Below are 15495 nucleotides of genomic sequence, written 5' to 3' on the forward strand. Positions count from 1 at the left end.
CCTTCTCCCGGTCAGCGCAGGAACGCCGCGGCGACGCCCCCGTCGACCGGGACGTGCAGGCCGGTGGTGTGCGACAGCTCGCCCGCGGTCAGCACGAACACCGCGTTGGCCACGTGCTCGGGCAGCACCTCGCGTTTGAGCAGGGTGCGCTGCGCGTAGAAGGCGCCCAGCTCGGCTTCGGGCACGCCGTACACGGCCGCACGCCGGGCGCCCCAGCCCCCGGCGAAGATGCCCGAGCCGCGTACCACGCCGTCGGGGTTGACCCCGTTGACGCGGATGCCGTGCCCGCCCAGCTCGGCGGCCAGCAGCCGGACCTGGTGCGCCTGGGCGGCCTTGGCGGCGCTGTAGGCGACGTTGTCCGGCCCGGCGAAGACCGCGTTCTTGCTGGCGATGTAGACGATGTCGCCGCCCATGCCCTGCGCGGTCATCAGCCGGGCGGCTTCCCGCGAGACCAGGAACGAGCCGCGCGACATCACGTCGTGCTGCACGTCCCAGTCGGCGAGCGTGGTGTCCAGCAGCGGCCTGGACAGCGACAACCCGGCGTTGTTGACCACGAGGTCGACGCCGCCGAAGGCGAGCGCCGCCGATGCGAGCGCCGCGCGGACCTCTGCCTCGTCGGTGACGTCGGCGGTGACGGCGACGGCGTGGTCCGCGTCGCCGATCTCGGCCGCGACCCGTTCCGCGGCGGCCGCGTCGCGGTCGGCGACCACCACGCAGGCGCCCTCGGCGGCCAGGCGCAGCGCGATGGCCCGGCCGATGCCCGAGCCGCCGCCGGTCACCAGCGCGACCCGTGCCGCGAGCGGCTTGGGCCGGGGCATGCGGGCCAGCTTCGCCTCCTCCAACGCCCAGTACTCGATGCGGAACTTCTCTGACTCGGTGATGGGCTGGTAGCGGGAGACGGCCTCGGCGCCGCGCATCACGTTGACGGCGTTGACGTAGAACTCGCCGGCCACCCGCGCGGTCTGCTTGTCGCGGCCGAAGCTGAACATGCCGACGCCGGGCACCAGCACGATCGCCGGGTCGGCGCCGCGCATCGGCGGCGAGCCGGGCTCGGCGTGCCGGTGGTAGTAGGCGGCGTACTCGTCGCGGTAGGACGCGTGCAGCTCCCTCAGCCGGGCGACCGTCTCGTCGAGATCGGCCGTGGGCGGCAGGTCCAGCACCATGGGCCGGACCTTGGTACGCAGGAAGTGGTCCGGGCAGGAGGTGCCCAGCGCGGCGAGCCTCGGGTGCTCGGCGCGGTGGAGGAAGTCCAGCACCGCGTCCGTGTCGGTGAAGTGGCCGACCTGCGGCCGGTCCGTGGAGGCCAGGCCGCGCAGCACCGGGGCGAGCGCCGCCGCGCGGGCCTGCCGTTGCGGGGCGGGCAGCGGCGCGTACTCCGGCAGCGGCGGCCCGAACGGCTCGGGCCGGCCCCGCTCGTCGAGGAACGCCTGGGCGGTGTGGATGATCTCCAGCGAGCGCCGCTCGCACTCCTCGCTGGTATCGCCCCAGGCGGTGATGCCGTGCCCGCCGAGGATGACGCCTATGGCCTGCGGGTGTGCCCGGCGTACCGCGGCGATGTCCAGGCCGAGCTGGAAGCCCGGCCGCCGCCAGGGCACCCAGATCACCCGGTCGCCGAAGCACTCCTTGGTCAGCGCCTGCCCGTCGGCGGCGGCGGCCAGCGCGATCCCGGCGTCCGGGTGTAGGTGGTCGACGTGCTCGGCGTCGAGCAGGCCGTGCATCGCGGTGTCGATGGACGGCGCCGCTCCCCCACGCCCGTGCAGGCAGTAGTCGAACAGGCCGACCATCTCGTCCTCGCGGTCCGCGCCCGGGTAGACGCCGGCCACCGCTTGCAGCCGGTCCAGGCGCAGCGCGGCGAGACCCGCCTCGGTCAGCGTGCCCAGGTCGCCCCCGGAGCCCTTCACCCACAGCAGGCGCAACGGCTCGCCCGTCACCGGGTCGGCCTCGGTGCCCTTGGCGGAGGTGTTGCCGCCCGCGTAGTTGGTGTTGCGCGGGTCGGCGCCCAGCCGCCGCGAGCGGGCCAGCAACTCGTCCTTCTCGCCCATCAGGCGCCCCACCCGGCGGCCTGGCCGACAGCCCGATCGTCGCGGATCCGCTCGAAGTAGCCCGAGCCGCGGTAGGCCGCGATCGGGTCCGGGTCCAGGCCCATGTCCTCCCGCAGGTCACGCAGCAGCGGCCGCACGTCGGTGTGGTACGCGTCCATCAGCGCCGCGTTGGCCTCCAGCACGTCGCCGGCCCGCTGGGCGGCGGCCAGCGCCGCGTGGTCGACCAGCAGCGCCTTGGCCGTGGCCTCCTGCACGTTCATCACCGACCGGATCACCGCGGGGATCTTCGGCTCGATGTTGTGGCACTGGTCGAGCATGAACGCGATGCCCCGGTCCAGCTCGTCGGCGAGCACGATCTCGTGCATGATCCGGAACAGCTGGAACGGGTCGGCGGCGCCGACCATCAGGTCGTCGTCGGCGTAGAAGCGGGAGTTGAAGTCGAAGCCGCCCAGCCGTCCGGCGCGCAGCAGCATGGCGACGATGAACTCGATGTTGGTGCCCGGCGCGTGGTGGCCGGTGTCGATGACGACCTGGGCGCGCTCGCCGAGCTGGACGCAGTGCAGGTAGGCGGTGCCCCAGTCGGGCACATCGGTCATGTAGAAGGCCGGTTCGAACAGCTTGTACTCCAGCAGCATCCGCTGCTCGCCGGTGAGCCGGGCGTACGTCTCGGCCAGCGCCCCGGCGAGCCGGTCCTGGCGGGTGCGCACGTCGTCCTGGCCGGGGTAGTTGGTGCCGTCGGAGAACCACAGCTTCAGGTCGCGCGAGCCGGTGGCGTCCATGACGTCGACGCATTCGAGCAGGTGGTCGGTGGCCTTGCGGCGTACGGCCGGGTCGGCGTTGGTGACGCTGCCGAGCTTGTAGTCGTCGTCCTGGAACACGTTGGCGTTGATGGTGCCGAGCGTGACGCCCAGGTCCTTCGCATGCCGGGCCAGGTCCGCGTAGTCGTCGACCCTGTCCCACGGGATGTGCAGCGCGACCGTGGGCGCGACGCCGGTGAACCGGTGCACGGTGGCCGCGTCGGCGACCTTCTCGTACGGGTCGCGCGGCACGCCCTGCTGGGCGAACACCTTGAACCGGGTCCCCGAGTTGCCGTAGGCCCAGGATGCCGTCTCGATGCGCTGTGCGCGCAGGCTCGACAGGACGCGCGACCGGGTCTGCGGCGAGAGGTCAGTCATGGTCTTCTCCCAGCTGGTCGTCCAGGTTGAACACTTCGGTGAGCACGTGCATGTGCTGGTCGGGGCGGCCGGTCTCGAAGAAGCCGGCCATCTCCGCCTGCCAGCGGGCGTTGATCTCGGTCGCGTCCATCGCGGCGAGCGCCGCGTCGAAGTCGTCGGTGTGCAGGTAGCCGACGAGCAGTCCGTCCTCGCGCAGGAAGAGGCTGTAGTCGTGCCAGCCGGTGTCGCGCAGGGCGGCCAGCATGTCCGGCCACACCCGGGCGTGGCGGCGCCGGTACTCCTCCAGCCGGTCGGGTCTGACCTGAAGGGTGAAGCAGATCCGGCGCACGCCATACCTCCCTGGGGAATCGATCAGAAGTCGAACTGGTCGATGTTGGACGCGTTGAACGTGTACGGGTCGCCCAGCAGCACCGTGGCGTCCTTGCCGACCGTGAACTCGCCGAGCTTGCCCGCGGTGAACTTGTCGCCCTCCTTGCCGGTGATCAGCCCGGAGGACAGCGCGCCGCCCGCGTACGCGGCGAGGTAGCCCAGGTCGGCCGGGTTCCACAGGGCGAACGCCTTGACCGTGCCGTCCTTGATGAACGCGCGCATCTGGTTGGGCGTGCCCAGCCCGGTGAGCTGCACCTTGCCCTTGTACGTCGAGCCGGACAGATAGCGGGCGGCCGCCGCGACGCCGACCGTGGTGGGCGAGATGATGCCCTTCAGGTCGGGGTGCTTGGCCAGCAGCGCCTGCGTCTCGGTGAACGACTTCTGGTCCTGGTCGTCGCCGTAGACGGTGTCGACGAGCTTGAGCTTGGCGTACTCGGGCTTGGCCAGCTCCGCCTTCATCAGCTCGATCCAGGCGTTCTGGTTGGTGGCGTTGGCGGTGGCCGACAGGATCGCGATCTCGCCGCCGTCCGGGCCGACCGCCTCGGAGATCAGCTTGACCTGGTTCTGCGCGATGCCCTCGGCGGTGGCCTGGTTGATGAACAGGTCCCGGCAGGACGGGTTGGTGTCGGAGTCGAAGGTGACCACCTTGGCCCCGGCGGTGCGGGCCTCGTTCAGGGCGCCGCAGATGGCGTCCTTGTCGTTGGCGGACACCACGATCACGTCGGTGTTCTGCTGCGACAGCGTGTTGATGTAGCTGACCTGCGCCGACGGGCTCGCCTCGGACGGCCCGGTCTCGCTGTAGACGCCCTTGAACTCCTCGACCGCGGCCTTGCCGCCATTGTCGGAGGTGGTGAAGTACGGGTTGTTGACCTGCTTGGGCAGGAAGGCGATCTTCAGGCCGGTCTTCATGCCACCGGCGCCCGTCTCGGTGCCCGGGTCGCCGCCGGTGTCCTCCGCGCACGCGGCGGTGCCGAGGGCGAGCGCCGCCAGCACGGCCGCCGCGATCAGGCGGGCCCGCGTATTACCTGCTCTCATCGTTGAGTTCCCTTCGCTCGGAAGCCGCGATCACCTGCGGCATCAGGTGGTGGGCGTAGCGGTTGGTGCGGTGGAGCGCCGCCGGCGCAGCCGCTCGCGCAGCATCCCGGCGACATTCGGTCCGACGACCGAGGCGATCAGCAGTGCGCCTGTGATGACCGTGAGCGTGTTCGCGGGCACGTACGCCAGTTGCAGCGTGTTGCGCAGCACGCCGAGCAGGGCCACCGCGGCGAGCACGCCCAGCAGCGCGCCGCGCCCGCCGAAGATGGACACGCCGCCGAGCAGGACCGCGGCGACCACGGCCAGTTCCAGCCCGCTGCCGTTGTCGGCGCGGGCGCTGGCGAACCGCAGCGTCCAGAAGACCCCGGCCAGCGCGGACATCGCGCCGGTCGCCACGAACAGCCAGAACTTGGTGAGCCGGACGTTCACTCCGGCGAAGCGGGCCGCCTCGGCGTTGTTGCCCATGGCGTAGAGGGCACGCCCGACCGGGGTCGCGTGCAGCACGACGGCGAACACCACGGCGAGCGCGGCCAGCACCAGGATCATCCACGGGATGGTGGTGCCGGGGATCGGCGCGATCGCCGCCGTCGTCCACTCCCGCGGGTAGTTCGCCACCGCCCGGTCGCCCAGCACCACGTACGCCAGTCCGCGGTACAGGGCCAGGGTGCCGATGGTGACGGCCAGCGACGGCAGCCCGAAGCCGGTGACGAACAGCCCGTTGACCGCGCCGAGCACGGCGCCCAGCAGCAGGCAGAGGGCGATCAGCAGCGGCAGGGACGTCACCCCGGACACCCACAGCTGCCCCATGACGGTGCAGGTCAGGCCGAGCACGCTGGCGACGGACAGGTCGATCTCGCCGGTGATGACGACCAGCGTCATCGGCAGCGCGATCAGCGCGATCGGCAGCGCCTCCAGCGCCACGAACCGCCAGAACCGGGGGCTGGCGACACCGTCGACGGTGAACGCGCCGACGACAGCGACGACCACCACCGCGAGCAGCACGATCACGTCCCAGGAGCCGAGGACGCGGCGGACCGGGGCGACGCGCTCAGCCATGGGCCTTCCCTTCGCGCAGGCTGCGGCCCACCCGGGCGGACAGGGCCCGGTCGAGGCCGATCGAGGCGAGGATCAGCGCGCCGACGGCGGCGTCCTGCCAGAACGGGTTGACGCCGAGCACCGGCAGGGCGGCGCGGATCGTGGTCAGCAGCACCGCCCCGAGCGCCGCGCCGTACACCGAGCCGCTGCCGCCGAAGATGGCCACCCCGCCGACGACCACCGCCGCGACGACGTTCAGCTCGATGCCCAGGCCGGCGTTGGCGTCGATGGTGCCGAACCGGGCGGCGTGCAGGACCCCGGCCAGACCGGCCAGCGCCCCGCTCGCGACGAACGCGGCGAACACGCGCCGCCCGCCGGGAATGCCGGACAGCCTGGCGGCGGCGGGGTCGGAGCCGATCGCGTACAGCTCCCGGCCGCCGCGGTAGTGGCGCAGGTAGTAGCCGACCGCGACGAGCACGGCCACCGCGAACAGCGCCAGCACCGGCACCCCGAGCACGGTCGCGGTGCCCATCCGCAGGAACGCGGGCGGCATGTCGGCGGCGTTGATCTGCCGTGAGGTGGCCCAGGTGTAGTCCAGCCCCCGGAACATGTACAGCGTCCCCAGGGTGACCACCAGTGCGGGCACCTTCGCCGCCGCGATCAGGCCGCCGTTGACGGCGCCCAGCACCGCGCCGAGCGCCATGCCGATGAGCAGCATCACCGGGATCGGCAGGCCGGGTGCGGTGACGAACACGGTGCCGGTCGCGAAGGCGGCAAGGCCGAGCACGGACCCGACGGACAGGTCCACGTTGCGGGTGATGACGACGACGGCCTGCCCGACGGCCAGGATCGCCAGGATGGTCGAGCCGAGCAGCAGGTCCTTGATGTTCTGCGCGCTGAGGAAGCGCGGGTTGACGGCGTAGGTGACCGCGACGAGCAGCACCAGCGCCAGCGCGATGCCCAGCTCGCGGACCAGGAAGGCGCGCCGCGCCACGCGCGTGCCGCTGGTGGCGGGTGCCTGCGCGGGCGGGGAGTCGACGAGGGTCATGCGGCGGCCTCCTGCCCCGTCGCGGCGCGCATGACCGTCTCCTGGTCGGCGCGGGCGCGCGGGATGTCGGCGGCCAGCCGGCCCTCGTGCATCACCAGGACGCGGTCTGCCATGCCGAGCACCTCCGGTAGTTCGCTGGAGACCATGAGCACCGCGACGCCGTCGGCGGCCAGCTGGGACAGCAGCCGGTGCACCTCGGCCTTGGTGCCGACGTCGATGCCCCGGGTGGGCTCGTCGACGATGAGCACCCGTGGTTCGGTGGCCAGCCATTTGGCCAGTACGACCTTCTGCTGGTTGCCGCCGGACAGGGTGGACACCGGGTCGGTGAGCCGCCCCGCCTTGACCTGCAGCCGCTGTGCCCAGCTCAGGGCCGAACGCCGCTCGGCGCCGCCGAACAGCAGGCCGCCACGGGTGAGCCGCCACCGGCGGGGCAGGTTGGTGTTGCGCTCGACCGACAGCTCCATGACCAGGCCCTGCTGGCGGCGGTCCTCGGGCACCAGCGCGAGACCGGCCCGGATGGCGGCGGCGATGTCACCGGGCGGCAGGCGTACGCCGTCGACCAGGACCTCGCCGGAGTCGTACCGGTCGACGCCGAAGATCGCGCGGCTGACCTCGCTGCGCCCGGCCCCGACCAGCCCGGCCAGGGCGACGATCTCACCCGCGTGCACCGTGAAGCCGACCTCGGCGAACGCGCCCCGCCGGGTCAGGCCACGCACTTGCAGCCGGGGCGCCCCGGCGGCGGTCTCCAGCTTCGGGTACATGGCCGAGACCTCCCGGCCGACCATCCGCCGCACCACCTCGTCCACGCCCAGCTCGGACGTGGGATCGGTGGAGACCCACCTGCCGTCGCGCATCACGGTGATCCGCTGGCACAGCGCGAAGACCTCGTCGAAGCGGTGTGAGATGAACAGCACGGCCGTGCCCGCGTCGCGCAGCGACCGGGTCACCGCGAACAGCCGCTCGACCTCCACTCCGGACAGCGCGGCGGTCGGCTCGTCCATCACCAGCACCCGCGCGTCCAGCGAGATGGCCTTGGCGATCTCGACGAGCTGCTGGTCGGCGATGGACAGCCCGCGCGCGGGCCGGTCCGGGTCGAGGCGTACGCCGAGGCGCTCGAACAGCTCGGCGGCGCGGGCGCGCATCAGGGCGGTGTCGATGCGGCGCAGGCTGCGCAGCGGCTGGCGGCCCATGAAGATGTTCTCCGCGACGCTCAGGTCCGGGAACAGCGTCGGCTCCTGGTAGATGACGGCGATCCCGGCGGCGCGCGCGTCGGCGGGGCCGGTCAGGCGCAGCGGGCGGCCGTCGAGGGTGATCGTGCCGGTGTCCGGGGCGTGCACCCCGGCGAGGATCTTGACCAGGGTGGACTTGCCCGCGCCGTTCTCCCCCACCAGCCCGTGCGCCTCGTGTGCGTGCAGCTCGACGTGCACGTCGCGCAGCGCGGCGACGGCGCCGAAGGACTTGCTGACCCCTTCGAGTGCGAGCACGGCCTCCCCTTCCGGCGACGCTTCTGAAACGTTTCATCACCTCGTACGAAGACGGTAAGAGATCGACGGATGTGCAGTCAAGGAATTCCGCCGCGTTACCGAGTTGTGACGCCCCAACGGTTTCCGCGGACCCGGACGCCAGGTGCTCGCGCCTGAGAAGATGCACAGAAGTTGTGCAAAGAAGGTGTGCACAGTTATTGTGCAAACATGGTCGAAGAGTCGAGCACTCCCACCCACCGTGTCGTGCGGCTGAGCGCGACACAGATCCGCACCCTGGCCCACCCGCTGCGCGTCCGCCTGCTCGGGATGCTGCGCCTGGACGGCCCGGCCACCGCCACGACACTCGCCCGGCTGCTCGACACCAACACCGGTGCCACCAGCTACCACCTGCGCCAGCTCGCCGAGGTGGGCCTGGTGACCGAGGAGACCGACCGGGGCACGGCCCGGCAGCGCTTCTGGCGCGCGGCGCACGAGGTCAGCACCTGGCAGCCCAACGACTTCGACGACGATCCCGACGCCCGCGCCGCGGCCGACTGGATCGGCAGCGAGCAGCTGCGTTTCCTCGGCGAGCAGACCGAGAAGTGGTTCGCGGTGCGCGACACCGTCCCGCGGGCCTGGCGGGAGGCCGCCACCATCAGCGACGCGCTGCTGACCCTGTCCCCCACCCGCCTGCGCGCCCTCAACGAGGAGATGTGGAACGTGATCGTGAAGTACCGGCAGGACACCTCCTTCGCCGAGGAGGAGGACGCCAGCCAGGTGCACGTGTTCCTGGCGAGCATCCCCCGGGCGGAGGAGCTGCGGTGACCGCGCTGACCGTACGGCAGGTGCGCCGTCGCTACCTGCTCCTGCACGGCCTGCGCTGGCTGCCGGTCGGCCTGATGATCCCCGTGCTGATCCTGTTCATGCAGGAGCGTGGCCTGTCGCTGCCCGAGATCGGGCTCGCGGCCACCGCGCAGGGCCTGCTCGTGCTCGCACTGGAGCTGCCCACCGGCGGCCTGGCCGACGCGATCGGCCGCAAGCCCGTGCTCGTGGCCTCGTGGACGGTGAGCCTGCTGTCCATGGCCCTGCTCGTCACTGCCACTTCGTTCTGGATGTTCTTCCTGGCCTGGGCACTGCAGGGCGTGCACCGCGCCCTGGACAGCGGCCCCCTGGAGTCCTGGTACGTCGACGCCACCCTGGCCGCCGACCCGGAGGCGAACTACGAACCCGGCCTCGGCCACGCCGGCACCGTCATCGGCGTAGCCATCGCGAGCGGCGCGCTGCTGTCCGGCGGCCTGGTCGCCCTGGGTCCGATCGGCCCGGTCAGCGCGCTCACCGTCCCACTGCTCGCCGCCACCGCCCTGCAGGTCGTCGGGCTGATCGTGCTGCTGGTGCTGCTGACCGAGCACCGCCCGGCGCGCGGCGCCGCCGCGCTGCGGGACTCCGTACGCGAGGCACCCCGGATGATCGGGCAGGCGTTCGGCCTGCTGCGCCGCTCGCGGGTGCTGCTCGCGCTGGTCTGCGTGGAGCTGTTCTGGGGCTTCGGCATGGTGACCTTCGAGTCCCTGCTTCCCGTGCGGCTCGCCGAGGTCACCGCCGACGCCGAGCGCGCCGCGGCGCTGCTCGGCCCGGCAAGCTCGGCGGCCTGGCTGGTCTCGGCGGCGGGCGCGGCACTGACCCCGCTGCTGCTGCGCTGGCCCGGGGCCGCTCCCGGCGCCGCGCTGCTGCGCATCCTGCAGGGGCTGACCGTGGTCGGCATGGGACTGTTCGCCGGGCCGGCCGGTGTCCTGGTCGCCTACCTGTGCTGCTACGCCGTGCACGGAGCGTCCAATCCGCTGCACACCGGCCTGCTGCACCGCCAGGTGGACGGCCCCTACCGGACCAGCGTGATCTCGCTGAACTCGATGATGGGGCAGCCCGCGGGCGCGCTCGGCGGCGTCGTGCTCACCGCCCTGGCCGCCGGGACCAGTGTCAGCACCGCGATGCTGGTCGGGGCCGTGGTGCTGGCCCTGGCCGCCCCGCTCTACCTGCCCGCCTGGCGGGCGGCCCGGCGCGCCCCGGCGCCCGCCGCGGACCCCGCCGAGCTGGTGGCCGCTCGCTGACCGGGCGCTCCCGCGTGACTCGAAGCTCCCACCACGTTGCCAGAACAGCGTGGTGGGAGCTTTGATCGCGGAAGGGCGGGGTCGTGGGCACCGCGGAAGCCATTGGCTTGTATCGTTTCAGCAACCGGGGCGGACGGCGAGGAGGGGCTAGCGGTGACCGCGAGCATCAAGGAGGTCGCCCAGCGGGCGGGAGTGTCGCTGGGCACGGTCAGCAACGTGCTCAACCGCCCCGACGCGGTCGCCCCGCAGACCCGGCAGCGGGTGCTCGACGCGATCAGGGAGCTCGGCTACGTCCGCAACGACTCGGCGCGGCAGCTGCGCGCCGGTCGCAGCCGGACGGTGGCGATCGTCGTGCTGGACGTGTCCAACCCGTTCTTCACCGACGTGGTCCGGGGCGCCGAGACCGTGGTCGAGGCAGCAGGCGGCATGCTCGTGGTGTGCAGCAGCGGCGAGGATCCCGCTCGCGAGCGGCACCACCTGGATCTGCTGGAGGAGCAGCGGGTGCGCGGCCTGCTGATCACACCGGTCGGCGACGACCACCACCGGCGCCTGGAGCGGCTGGTGGCGCGCGGTATCCCGGTGGTGCTGGTGGACCGGGGATCCGGCCAGTCCAACCGGTGCTCGGTGGCGGTGGACGACCGGCTCGGCGGGCGCCTGGCCGCCGAGCATCTCGCCGCGGCCGGGCACCGCAGGATCGGGTTCGTCGGCGGGCCGCTCGCGATCCCGCAGGTCGCCGACCGGCACGCCGGTGCCTCCGAGGCGCTGGCCGCGCACGGCGGCGGGGTCGAACTGCGGATGTTCGAGACCCGGTCGCTGACCGTCGCGGCGGGGCGGGAGGCCGCCGAGCGCATCTGTGCGCTGCCCGCCAAGCAGCGGCCGACCGCGCTGTTCTGTGCCAACGACCTGCTGGCGCTGGGCGCGCTGCAAGGCCTCACTGTGGGTGGGCTGCGCGTGCCGCAGGACGTCGCGCTGGTCGGCTACGACGACATCGAGTTCGCCGGTGCGGCGGCGGTGCCGCTGACCTCGGTACGCCAGCCGCGTGAGCAGCTCGGCCGCACCGCGGCGCAGATGCTGCTGGAGGAGGCGGAGAACGACGGCGACCACGGCCACCGCCACGTCGTGTTCCAGCCGCAGCTCGTGGTACGCCAGTCCACCTCGGTCGTGCAGGGCTGATACGGCTGCCGACGCCTGCTCAGGCGCCGGCCGTAGGTCCACGCAGCGCTGCGGCCAGGAGCAGCATCCCGGCCGACACCGGCGAGCAGCGGGGCCCGATCGTCGGCGCGCCGGTGGATGATCGTGAGTTCGTGTCGGAAAGTGCGGTCAGGGCACAGGTTTTGACACGAAATCGCGATCATGGCCGGAGGGGGCCGCGCCGAAGCGCGGTGGCCCGCGCCCGGACCTGCCGGACGCGGGCCGCCGGTCAGCGGCTCGTGCTCACGCCGGGGCGGTGAACACGTAGCTGCCCGAGGGCAGGTGGTAGGCGGCCGCGCCCGAGGCGTAGCCGAACGGCACCGCCTGCGCCGGTGCGGTCACCACCGCGGCCGAGGCGGCGGGCACGCGTACCGTCGCCGAGGTCCCCGCCGGGACGGTCACCCGCAGCGTGAGCACGCCCCCGGACACCGACCAGTCGCTGACGGCCTGCCCGTAGGGCGTCTGCAGCGCCGTACGGGCCGAGTTCAGGCCGCCGCCCAGCCGGGGCGCGACCAGCTGCGCCTGGTAGCCGGGGCTCGCCGGGCCGAGGCCGCCGACCTGCCGGTAGAGGAAGTCGCCGACCGAGCCGAGCCCGTAGTGGTTGAAGGAGTTCATCGAGGGCGTGTTGAACGCACCGTTGGTCATGATGCCGTCCCAGCGCTCCCAGATCGTGGTGGCGCCCCTGCCCAGCATGTAGCCCCAGCCGGGGAAGCCGGGCTGCAGCAGGATCTGGTACGCCAGGTCGGCCCGGCCGTTGTCGGCCAGCACCGGCAGCAGGTTCTCCACGCCGAGGAAGCCGACGGTCAGGTGCCCGCCGGCGGCGGAGACCTCCCCGGCGAGCTTGTTCACGGCCGGGGCCACCAGGTTGGCGGGCAGCAGCCCGAACGACAGCGCGAGCACGTACCCGGTCTGGGTGTTGCCCGCGACCGTGCCGTCGCCGGACACCCAGCGGTTGCGGAACGCCGCCGCGACCTGGTCGGCCAGCGTGCCGTAGCTGCTCGCCTGCGCGGTGCGCCCGGTGGCCGCGGCCATCCGCGACACCAGCCGCGCCGACCAGGAGAAGTACGCCGTGGCGATGAGATCCCGGGCGGTGTCGTCGTTGACGTTGAGCCAGTCGCCGTACCCGCCGGTGTTGCGGATCAGGTCCGTGCCGGAGGTGGCGCGCAGGTAGTCCACCCAGCGGGCCATCGCGTCGAAGTGCTGGTCGACCACGCGCAGGTCGCCGTAGCGCTGCCACAGGGTGTACGGCACGATCACGCCCGCGTCGCCCCACCCGGCCGTCCCGGCGCCGCAGCAGGCGTCGGGCGCGGTGTCGGTGAACGCGCCGTCGGCGCGCTGCGCGTCGGTCAGGTCGTCGGCGAACTTGTCCAGGAACGCCTGCATGTCCACGTTGAACGTGGACGTGCCCGCGAACGCGGCGATGTCGCCGGTCCAGCCCAGCCGCTCGTCGCGGTTGGGGCAGTCGGTCGGGATGGACAGCATGTTGGAGCGCTGCCCCCAGACGATCGCCTGCTGGAGCTGGTTGACCAGGCTGTTCGAGGTGGTGAGCGTGCCGAGCTGCGCGCCCTTGGTCCAGGCCGCCAGGCCGGTCACGGTGTCCAGGTTCGGCGTGCCCGGGAAGCCGGTCAGCTCGACGTAGCGGTAGCCGTGCACGGTGAACCGCGGCACGTACACCTCCTGCGCGCCGGTGCCGGCCAGGGTGTAGCGGTCGGTGGCCAGGCCCGCCACGCGCAGGTTGTCGGTGTAGAGGGTGCCGTCGGCGTTGAGCACCTCGGCGTGGCGCATGGTGACCGTGGTCCCGGCCGGGCCGGTGACCCGCAGCCGGTTCCAGCCGGCGAAGTTCTGGCCCAGGTCGAGGACCCATACCCCCGGCTTGGGCTGGCTGACCGAGACGGGCCGGATCTCGGCCTGCACGGCGACGCCCTTGTCCACCTGGGACACCAGCCGGGGCGCGGTGCCGGAGCGCACGGCCGCGCCCTGCCACCCGCCGTCGTTGAAGTCCGGGCCGTCCCAGCCGGTCACGGCCAGCCGGGCGTCGTAGTCCTCGCCGGTGTAGAGGTCCTCGGCCCGGATCGGGCCGGTGACGGTCTTCCAGGTGCCGTCGGTGCGGATCACGGCGCTCGTGCCGTCGGTGTACGACACGTGCAGCTGCGCCGAGTACCACGGCTGGGTGCCGTAGCGCTGCGAGCCGGCCATGCCGAGGCTGCCGGAGTACCAGCCGTTGCCCAGCCAGGCCCCTAGCGCGTTCGTGCCCTGCCGCAGCTGCCCCGTGACGTCGTACACCTGGTACTGGACGCGTTTGTGGTAGTCGGTCCAGCCGGGGGCGAGCACGTCGTCGCCGACGCGGGCGCCGTTGAGGCGGGTCTCGTGCAGGCCGAGCGCGGTGGTGAGCAGCCGGGCCGAGGCGACCGGCTTGCTGATGGTGAAACCCTTGCGCAGCAGCGGGGCCGGGCGGCGGACCACCACGTTGGCGCCCCACGGCCCGGTGCCGTACCCGGTCAGCGCCCGTGCCGCGGGCCAGGCGGAGTCGTTGAAGCCGGTCTGCTGCCAGCCGGACGGGCCGCTCTGGAACGCCTTCCAGCCCGCGTCGGTGACGATGGTCGGGCCGCCGCCCACGGTGAGCTTGGCGATGAGCCCGGCCGGGGACTGGGTGGTGTTCTGCGCCGAGACGGCGATGACGTTGCTGCCGCTGGTCAGCCGCCCGGCCAGGTCGATCACGGCGGCCTGCTTCCACGAGTCGGTGACCCGCGGCGAGCTGCTCACCTGCGTGCCGTTGACCCACACGTCGGCGGTGTCGTCGCCGGTGACGACCAGGCTCGCCTGCGTGGGCGCGGCCGAGAGGGTGAACGCGCGCCGGTAGTAGCGGGTCATCGGCGGCAGCCCGGCGATCGGGTCGCCCTCGGGATACCAGATCCAGTTCGCGCCGGACAGGCCGTCGGTGACGGCGGGCTGGCCGATGAACGCCCCCTGCCACTCGGTGGCCGGGTTGCGCAGGCCGGTCTCGAAGAACTGCACGGCGCTCCAGCCGCCGGTGCGGCCCTGGGTGTCCCAGACCCGCACCCGCCAGTGGTATCGCCGCAGCGAGGTGAGCGCCGGACCGGCGTAGGCGACGTCGACCGCCTGGCGGCTGCCGACCCGGCCGCTGTCCCACACGTCGCCGGTGCCGCTGTTCGCGTCGGCGGCGCTGCTCGCCACGATCACCTGGTACGCCGCCTGATACTGCTGCGCGGTGCCCGAGCTGAGCTTCCAGCCGAACCGGGGTACGGCGGCGTCCACGCCCAGCGGGTTGACGCGCCGTTCCGTGGTGGCCTCGGCGACGGCGAGCGGCGACGCCGCGCCCGTGTCCGGGCCGACCACCTGGCTGTTCCACGGTGCGATGCCGTAGGCGCCGAGGTCGGCGGCGGCGGGCCAGGACCCGTCGCCGAAGCCGGACTGCTCCCAGCCCGACGGTGGGCTCTGGAACGCCTTCCAGCTCGCGTCGGTGATCAGGTCGACGGTGCCGCCCGCCGTGGCGACGCGGACCCGGCCGAGCAGCCCGGCCGGTCCGGCGGCGGTGTTGCGTACGGCCACGGCCAGCGTGTTGACACCGGTGACCAGGGCGGGTGCGAGGTCGACGTAGACGGCGCTCTTCCAGGAGTCGACGGCGCGGGTGGACCCGGCCAGGGGTTTCCCGTTGAGCCAGACGTCCACGGTGTCGTCGCCGGTGACGACGAGCTGGGCGTCGGTGACCGCGCCGGCGGCCACGGTGAAGGTCTTGCGGAAGTAGCGGTGCGCGGCCGGGGCTGTGGTGCGCGGATCGCCTTCCGGATACCAGATCCAGTGCGCGCCGCTGACGCTGACCGGTGCCGCGGCCGCCGCGGCGGGCGGCGCGGACAGGGCGGCGGTGGCGCTGAGCAGAACGGTGACCAGCGCGGCGGTGCGGGCGCGGGCACGGGCGAGAGGGACGTGATCGGGCATGGCGACTCCTCGGACGGGATCGCATGGATTAAAACGTTTCAATTGCCCATGGGTGTCCAGACCCTAATGGCCCGCTTT

General features: G+C 72.7%; 11 protein-coding genes. 3 read left to right on the plus strand and 8 right to left on the minus strand.

The genetic code is table 11. The features are described from left to right. Nucleotides 1-11: 11 nt before the first annotated feature. Genes CS0771_RS28900 through CS0771_RS28930 form a run of 7 tightly spaced genes read right to left on the minus strand, consistent with a single transcriptional unit; the run spans nucleotide 12 to nucleotide 8188 of the window. The gene (locus tag CS0771_RS28900; protein ID WP_212843936.1) at nucleotides 12-2042 is read right to left on the minus strand and encodes a bifunctional aldolase/short-chain dehydrogenase; all 2031 of its coding nucleotides are present in this window, start codon (nucleotides 2040-2042) and stop codon (nucleotides 12-14) included. Then, complete coding sequence (gene rhaI, locus CS0771_RS28905; protein ID WP_212843937.1) at nucleotides 2042-3217, minus strand: L-rhamnose isomerase; 1176 nt, start codon at nucleotides 3215-3217, stop codon at nucleotides 2042-2044. The genes CS0771_RS28900 and rhaI overlap by 1 nt, the downstream gene beginning before the upstream one ends. Then, nucleotides 3210-3545, minus strand: coding sequence for an L-rhamnose mutarotase (locus CS0771_RS28910; RefSeq protein WP_212843938.1), 336 nt, complete (start codon nucleotides 3543-3545; stop codon nucleotides 3210-3212). The genes rhaI and CS0771_RS28910 overlap by 8 nt, the downstream gene beginning before the upstream one ends. A gap of 23 nt (nucleotides 3546-3568) precedes the next feature. Next, nucleotides 3569-4621, minus strand: a complete 1053-nt coding sequence (gene rhaS / locus CS0771_RS28915) for a rhamnose ABC transporter substrate-binding protein (RefSeq protein WP_212843939.1) — start codon at nucleotides 4619-4621, stop codon at nucleotides 3569-3571. 42 nt (nucleotides 4622-4663) lie between these two features. After that, nucleotides 4664-5677 carry an ABC transporter permease gene (locus CS0771_RS28920; RefSeq protein ID WP_212843940.1) on the minus strand — a complete coding sequence of 338 codons (1014 nt, stop codon included), beginning with the start codon at nucleotides 5675-5677 and terminating at the stop codon, nucleotides 4664-4666. Continuing rightward, the gene (locus CS0771_RS28925) at nucleotides 5670-6704 is read right to left on the minus strand and encodes an ABC transporter permease (RefSeq protein WP_212843941.1); all 1035 of its coding nucleotides are present in this window, start codon (nucleotides 6702-6704) and stop codon (nucleotides 5670-5672) included. The genes CS0771_RS28920 and CS0771_RS28925 overlap by 8 nt, the downstream gene beginning before the upstream one ends. Continuing rightward, nucleotides 6701-8188, minus strand: a complete 1488-nt coding sequence (locus CS0771_RS28930; RefSeq protein ID WP_212843942.1) for a sugar ABC transporter ATP-binding protein — start codon at nucleotides 8186-8188, stop codon at nucleotides 6701-6703. The genes CS0771_RS28925 and CS0771_RS28930 overlap by 4 nt, the downstream gene beginning before the upstream one ends. A 207-nt stretch (nucleotides 8189-8395) precedes the next feature. On the opposite strand from CS0771_RS28930, the gene CS0771_RS28935 reads away from it, so the two are divergent. From CS0771_RS28935 to CS0771_RS28945, 3 genes are all read left to right on the plus strand, one after another. Next, nucleotides 8396-8992, plus strand: a complete 597-nt coding sequence (locus CS0771_RS28935) for a helix-turn-helix domain-containing protein (RefSeq protein ID WP_212843943.1) — start codon at nucleotides 8396-8398, stop codon at nucleotides 8990-8992. Continuing rightward, nucleotides 8989-10269, plus strand: a complete 1281-nt coding sequence (locus tag CS0771_RS28940) for an MFS transporter (protein ID WP_212843944.1) — start codon at nucleotides 8989-8991, stop codon at nucleotides 10267-10269. Before CS0771_RS28935 ends, CS0771_RS28940 begins: the two co-directional genes overlap by 4 nt. A 153-nt stretch (nucleotides 10270-10422) precedes the next feature. Continuing rightward, entirely contained in the window at nucleotides 10423-11442 is a 1020-nt protein-coding gene (locus CS0771_RS28945; RefSeq protein ID WP_212843945.1) for a LacI family DNA-binding transcriptional regulator, read from the plus strand. Nucleotides 11443-11703: 261 nt separating this feature from the next. Here the strand turns inward: CS0771_RS28945 and CS0771_RS28950 are convergent, their stop codons facing one another. Next, complete coding sequence (locus tag CS0771_RS28950) at nucleotides 11704-15417, minus strand: family 78 glycoside hydrolase catalytic domain (RefSeq protein ID WP_212843946.1); 3714 nt, start codon at nucleotides 15415-15417, stop codon at nucleotides 11704-11706. Nucleotides 15418-15495 lie beyond the last annotated feature (78 nt).

The organism is Catellatospora sp. IY07-71 (assembly GCF_018326265.1).
Lineage (GTDB): Bacteria > Actinomycetota > Actinomycetes > Mycobacteriales > Micromonosporaceae > Catellatospora.

Bases quoted from the DNA above. Each gene is read 5' to 3' on its own strand.
- CS0771_RS28900 (WP_212843936.1), bottom strand. From the start codon at position 2,042: ATGGGCGAGAAGGACGAGTTGCTGGCCCGCTCGCGGCGGCTGGGCGCC.
- CS0771_RS28925 (WP_212843941.1), bottom strand. From the start codon at position 6,704: ATGACCCTCGTCGACTCCCCGCCCGCGCAGGCACCCGCCACCAGCGGC.
- CS0771_RS28920 (WP_212843940.1), bottom strand. From the start codon at position 5,677: ATGGCTGAGCGCGTCGCCCCGGTCCGCCGCGTCCTCGGCTCCTGGGAC.
- rhaS (WP_212843939.1), bottom strand. From the start codon at position 4,621: ATGAGAGCAGGTAATACGCGGGCCCGCCTGATCGCGGCGGCCGTGCTG.
- rhaI (WP_212843937.1), bottom strand. From the start codon at position 3,217: ATGACTGACCTCTCGCCGCAGACCCGGTCGCGCGTCCTGTCGAGCCTG.
- CS0771_RS28935 (WP_212843943.1), top strand. From the start codon at position 8,396: ATGGTCGAAGAGTCGAGCACTCCCACCCACCGTGTCGTGCGGCTGAGC.
- CS0771_RS28950 (WP_212843946.1), bottom strand. From the start codon at position 15,417: ATGCCCGATCACGTCCCTCTCGCCCGTGCCCGCGCCCGCACCGCCGCG.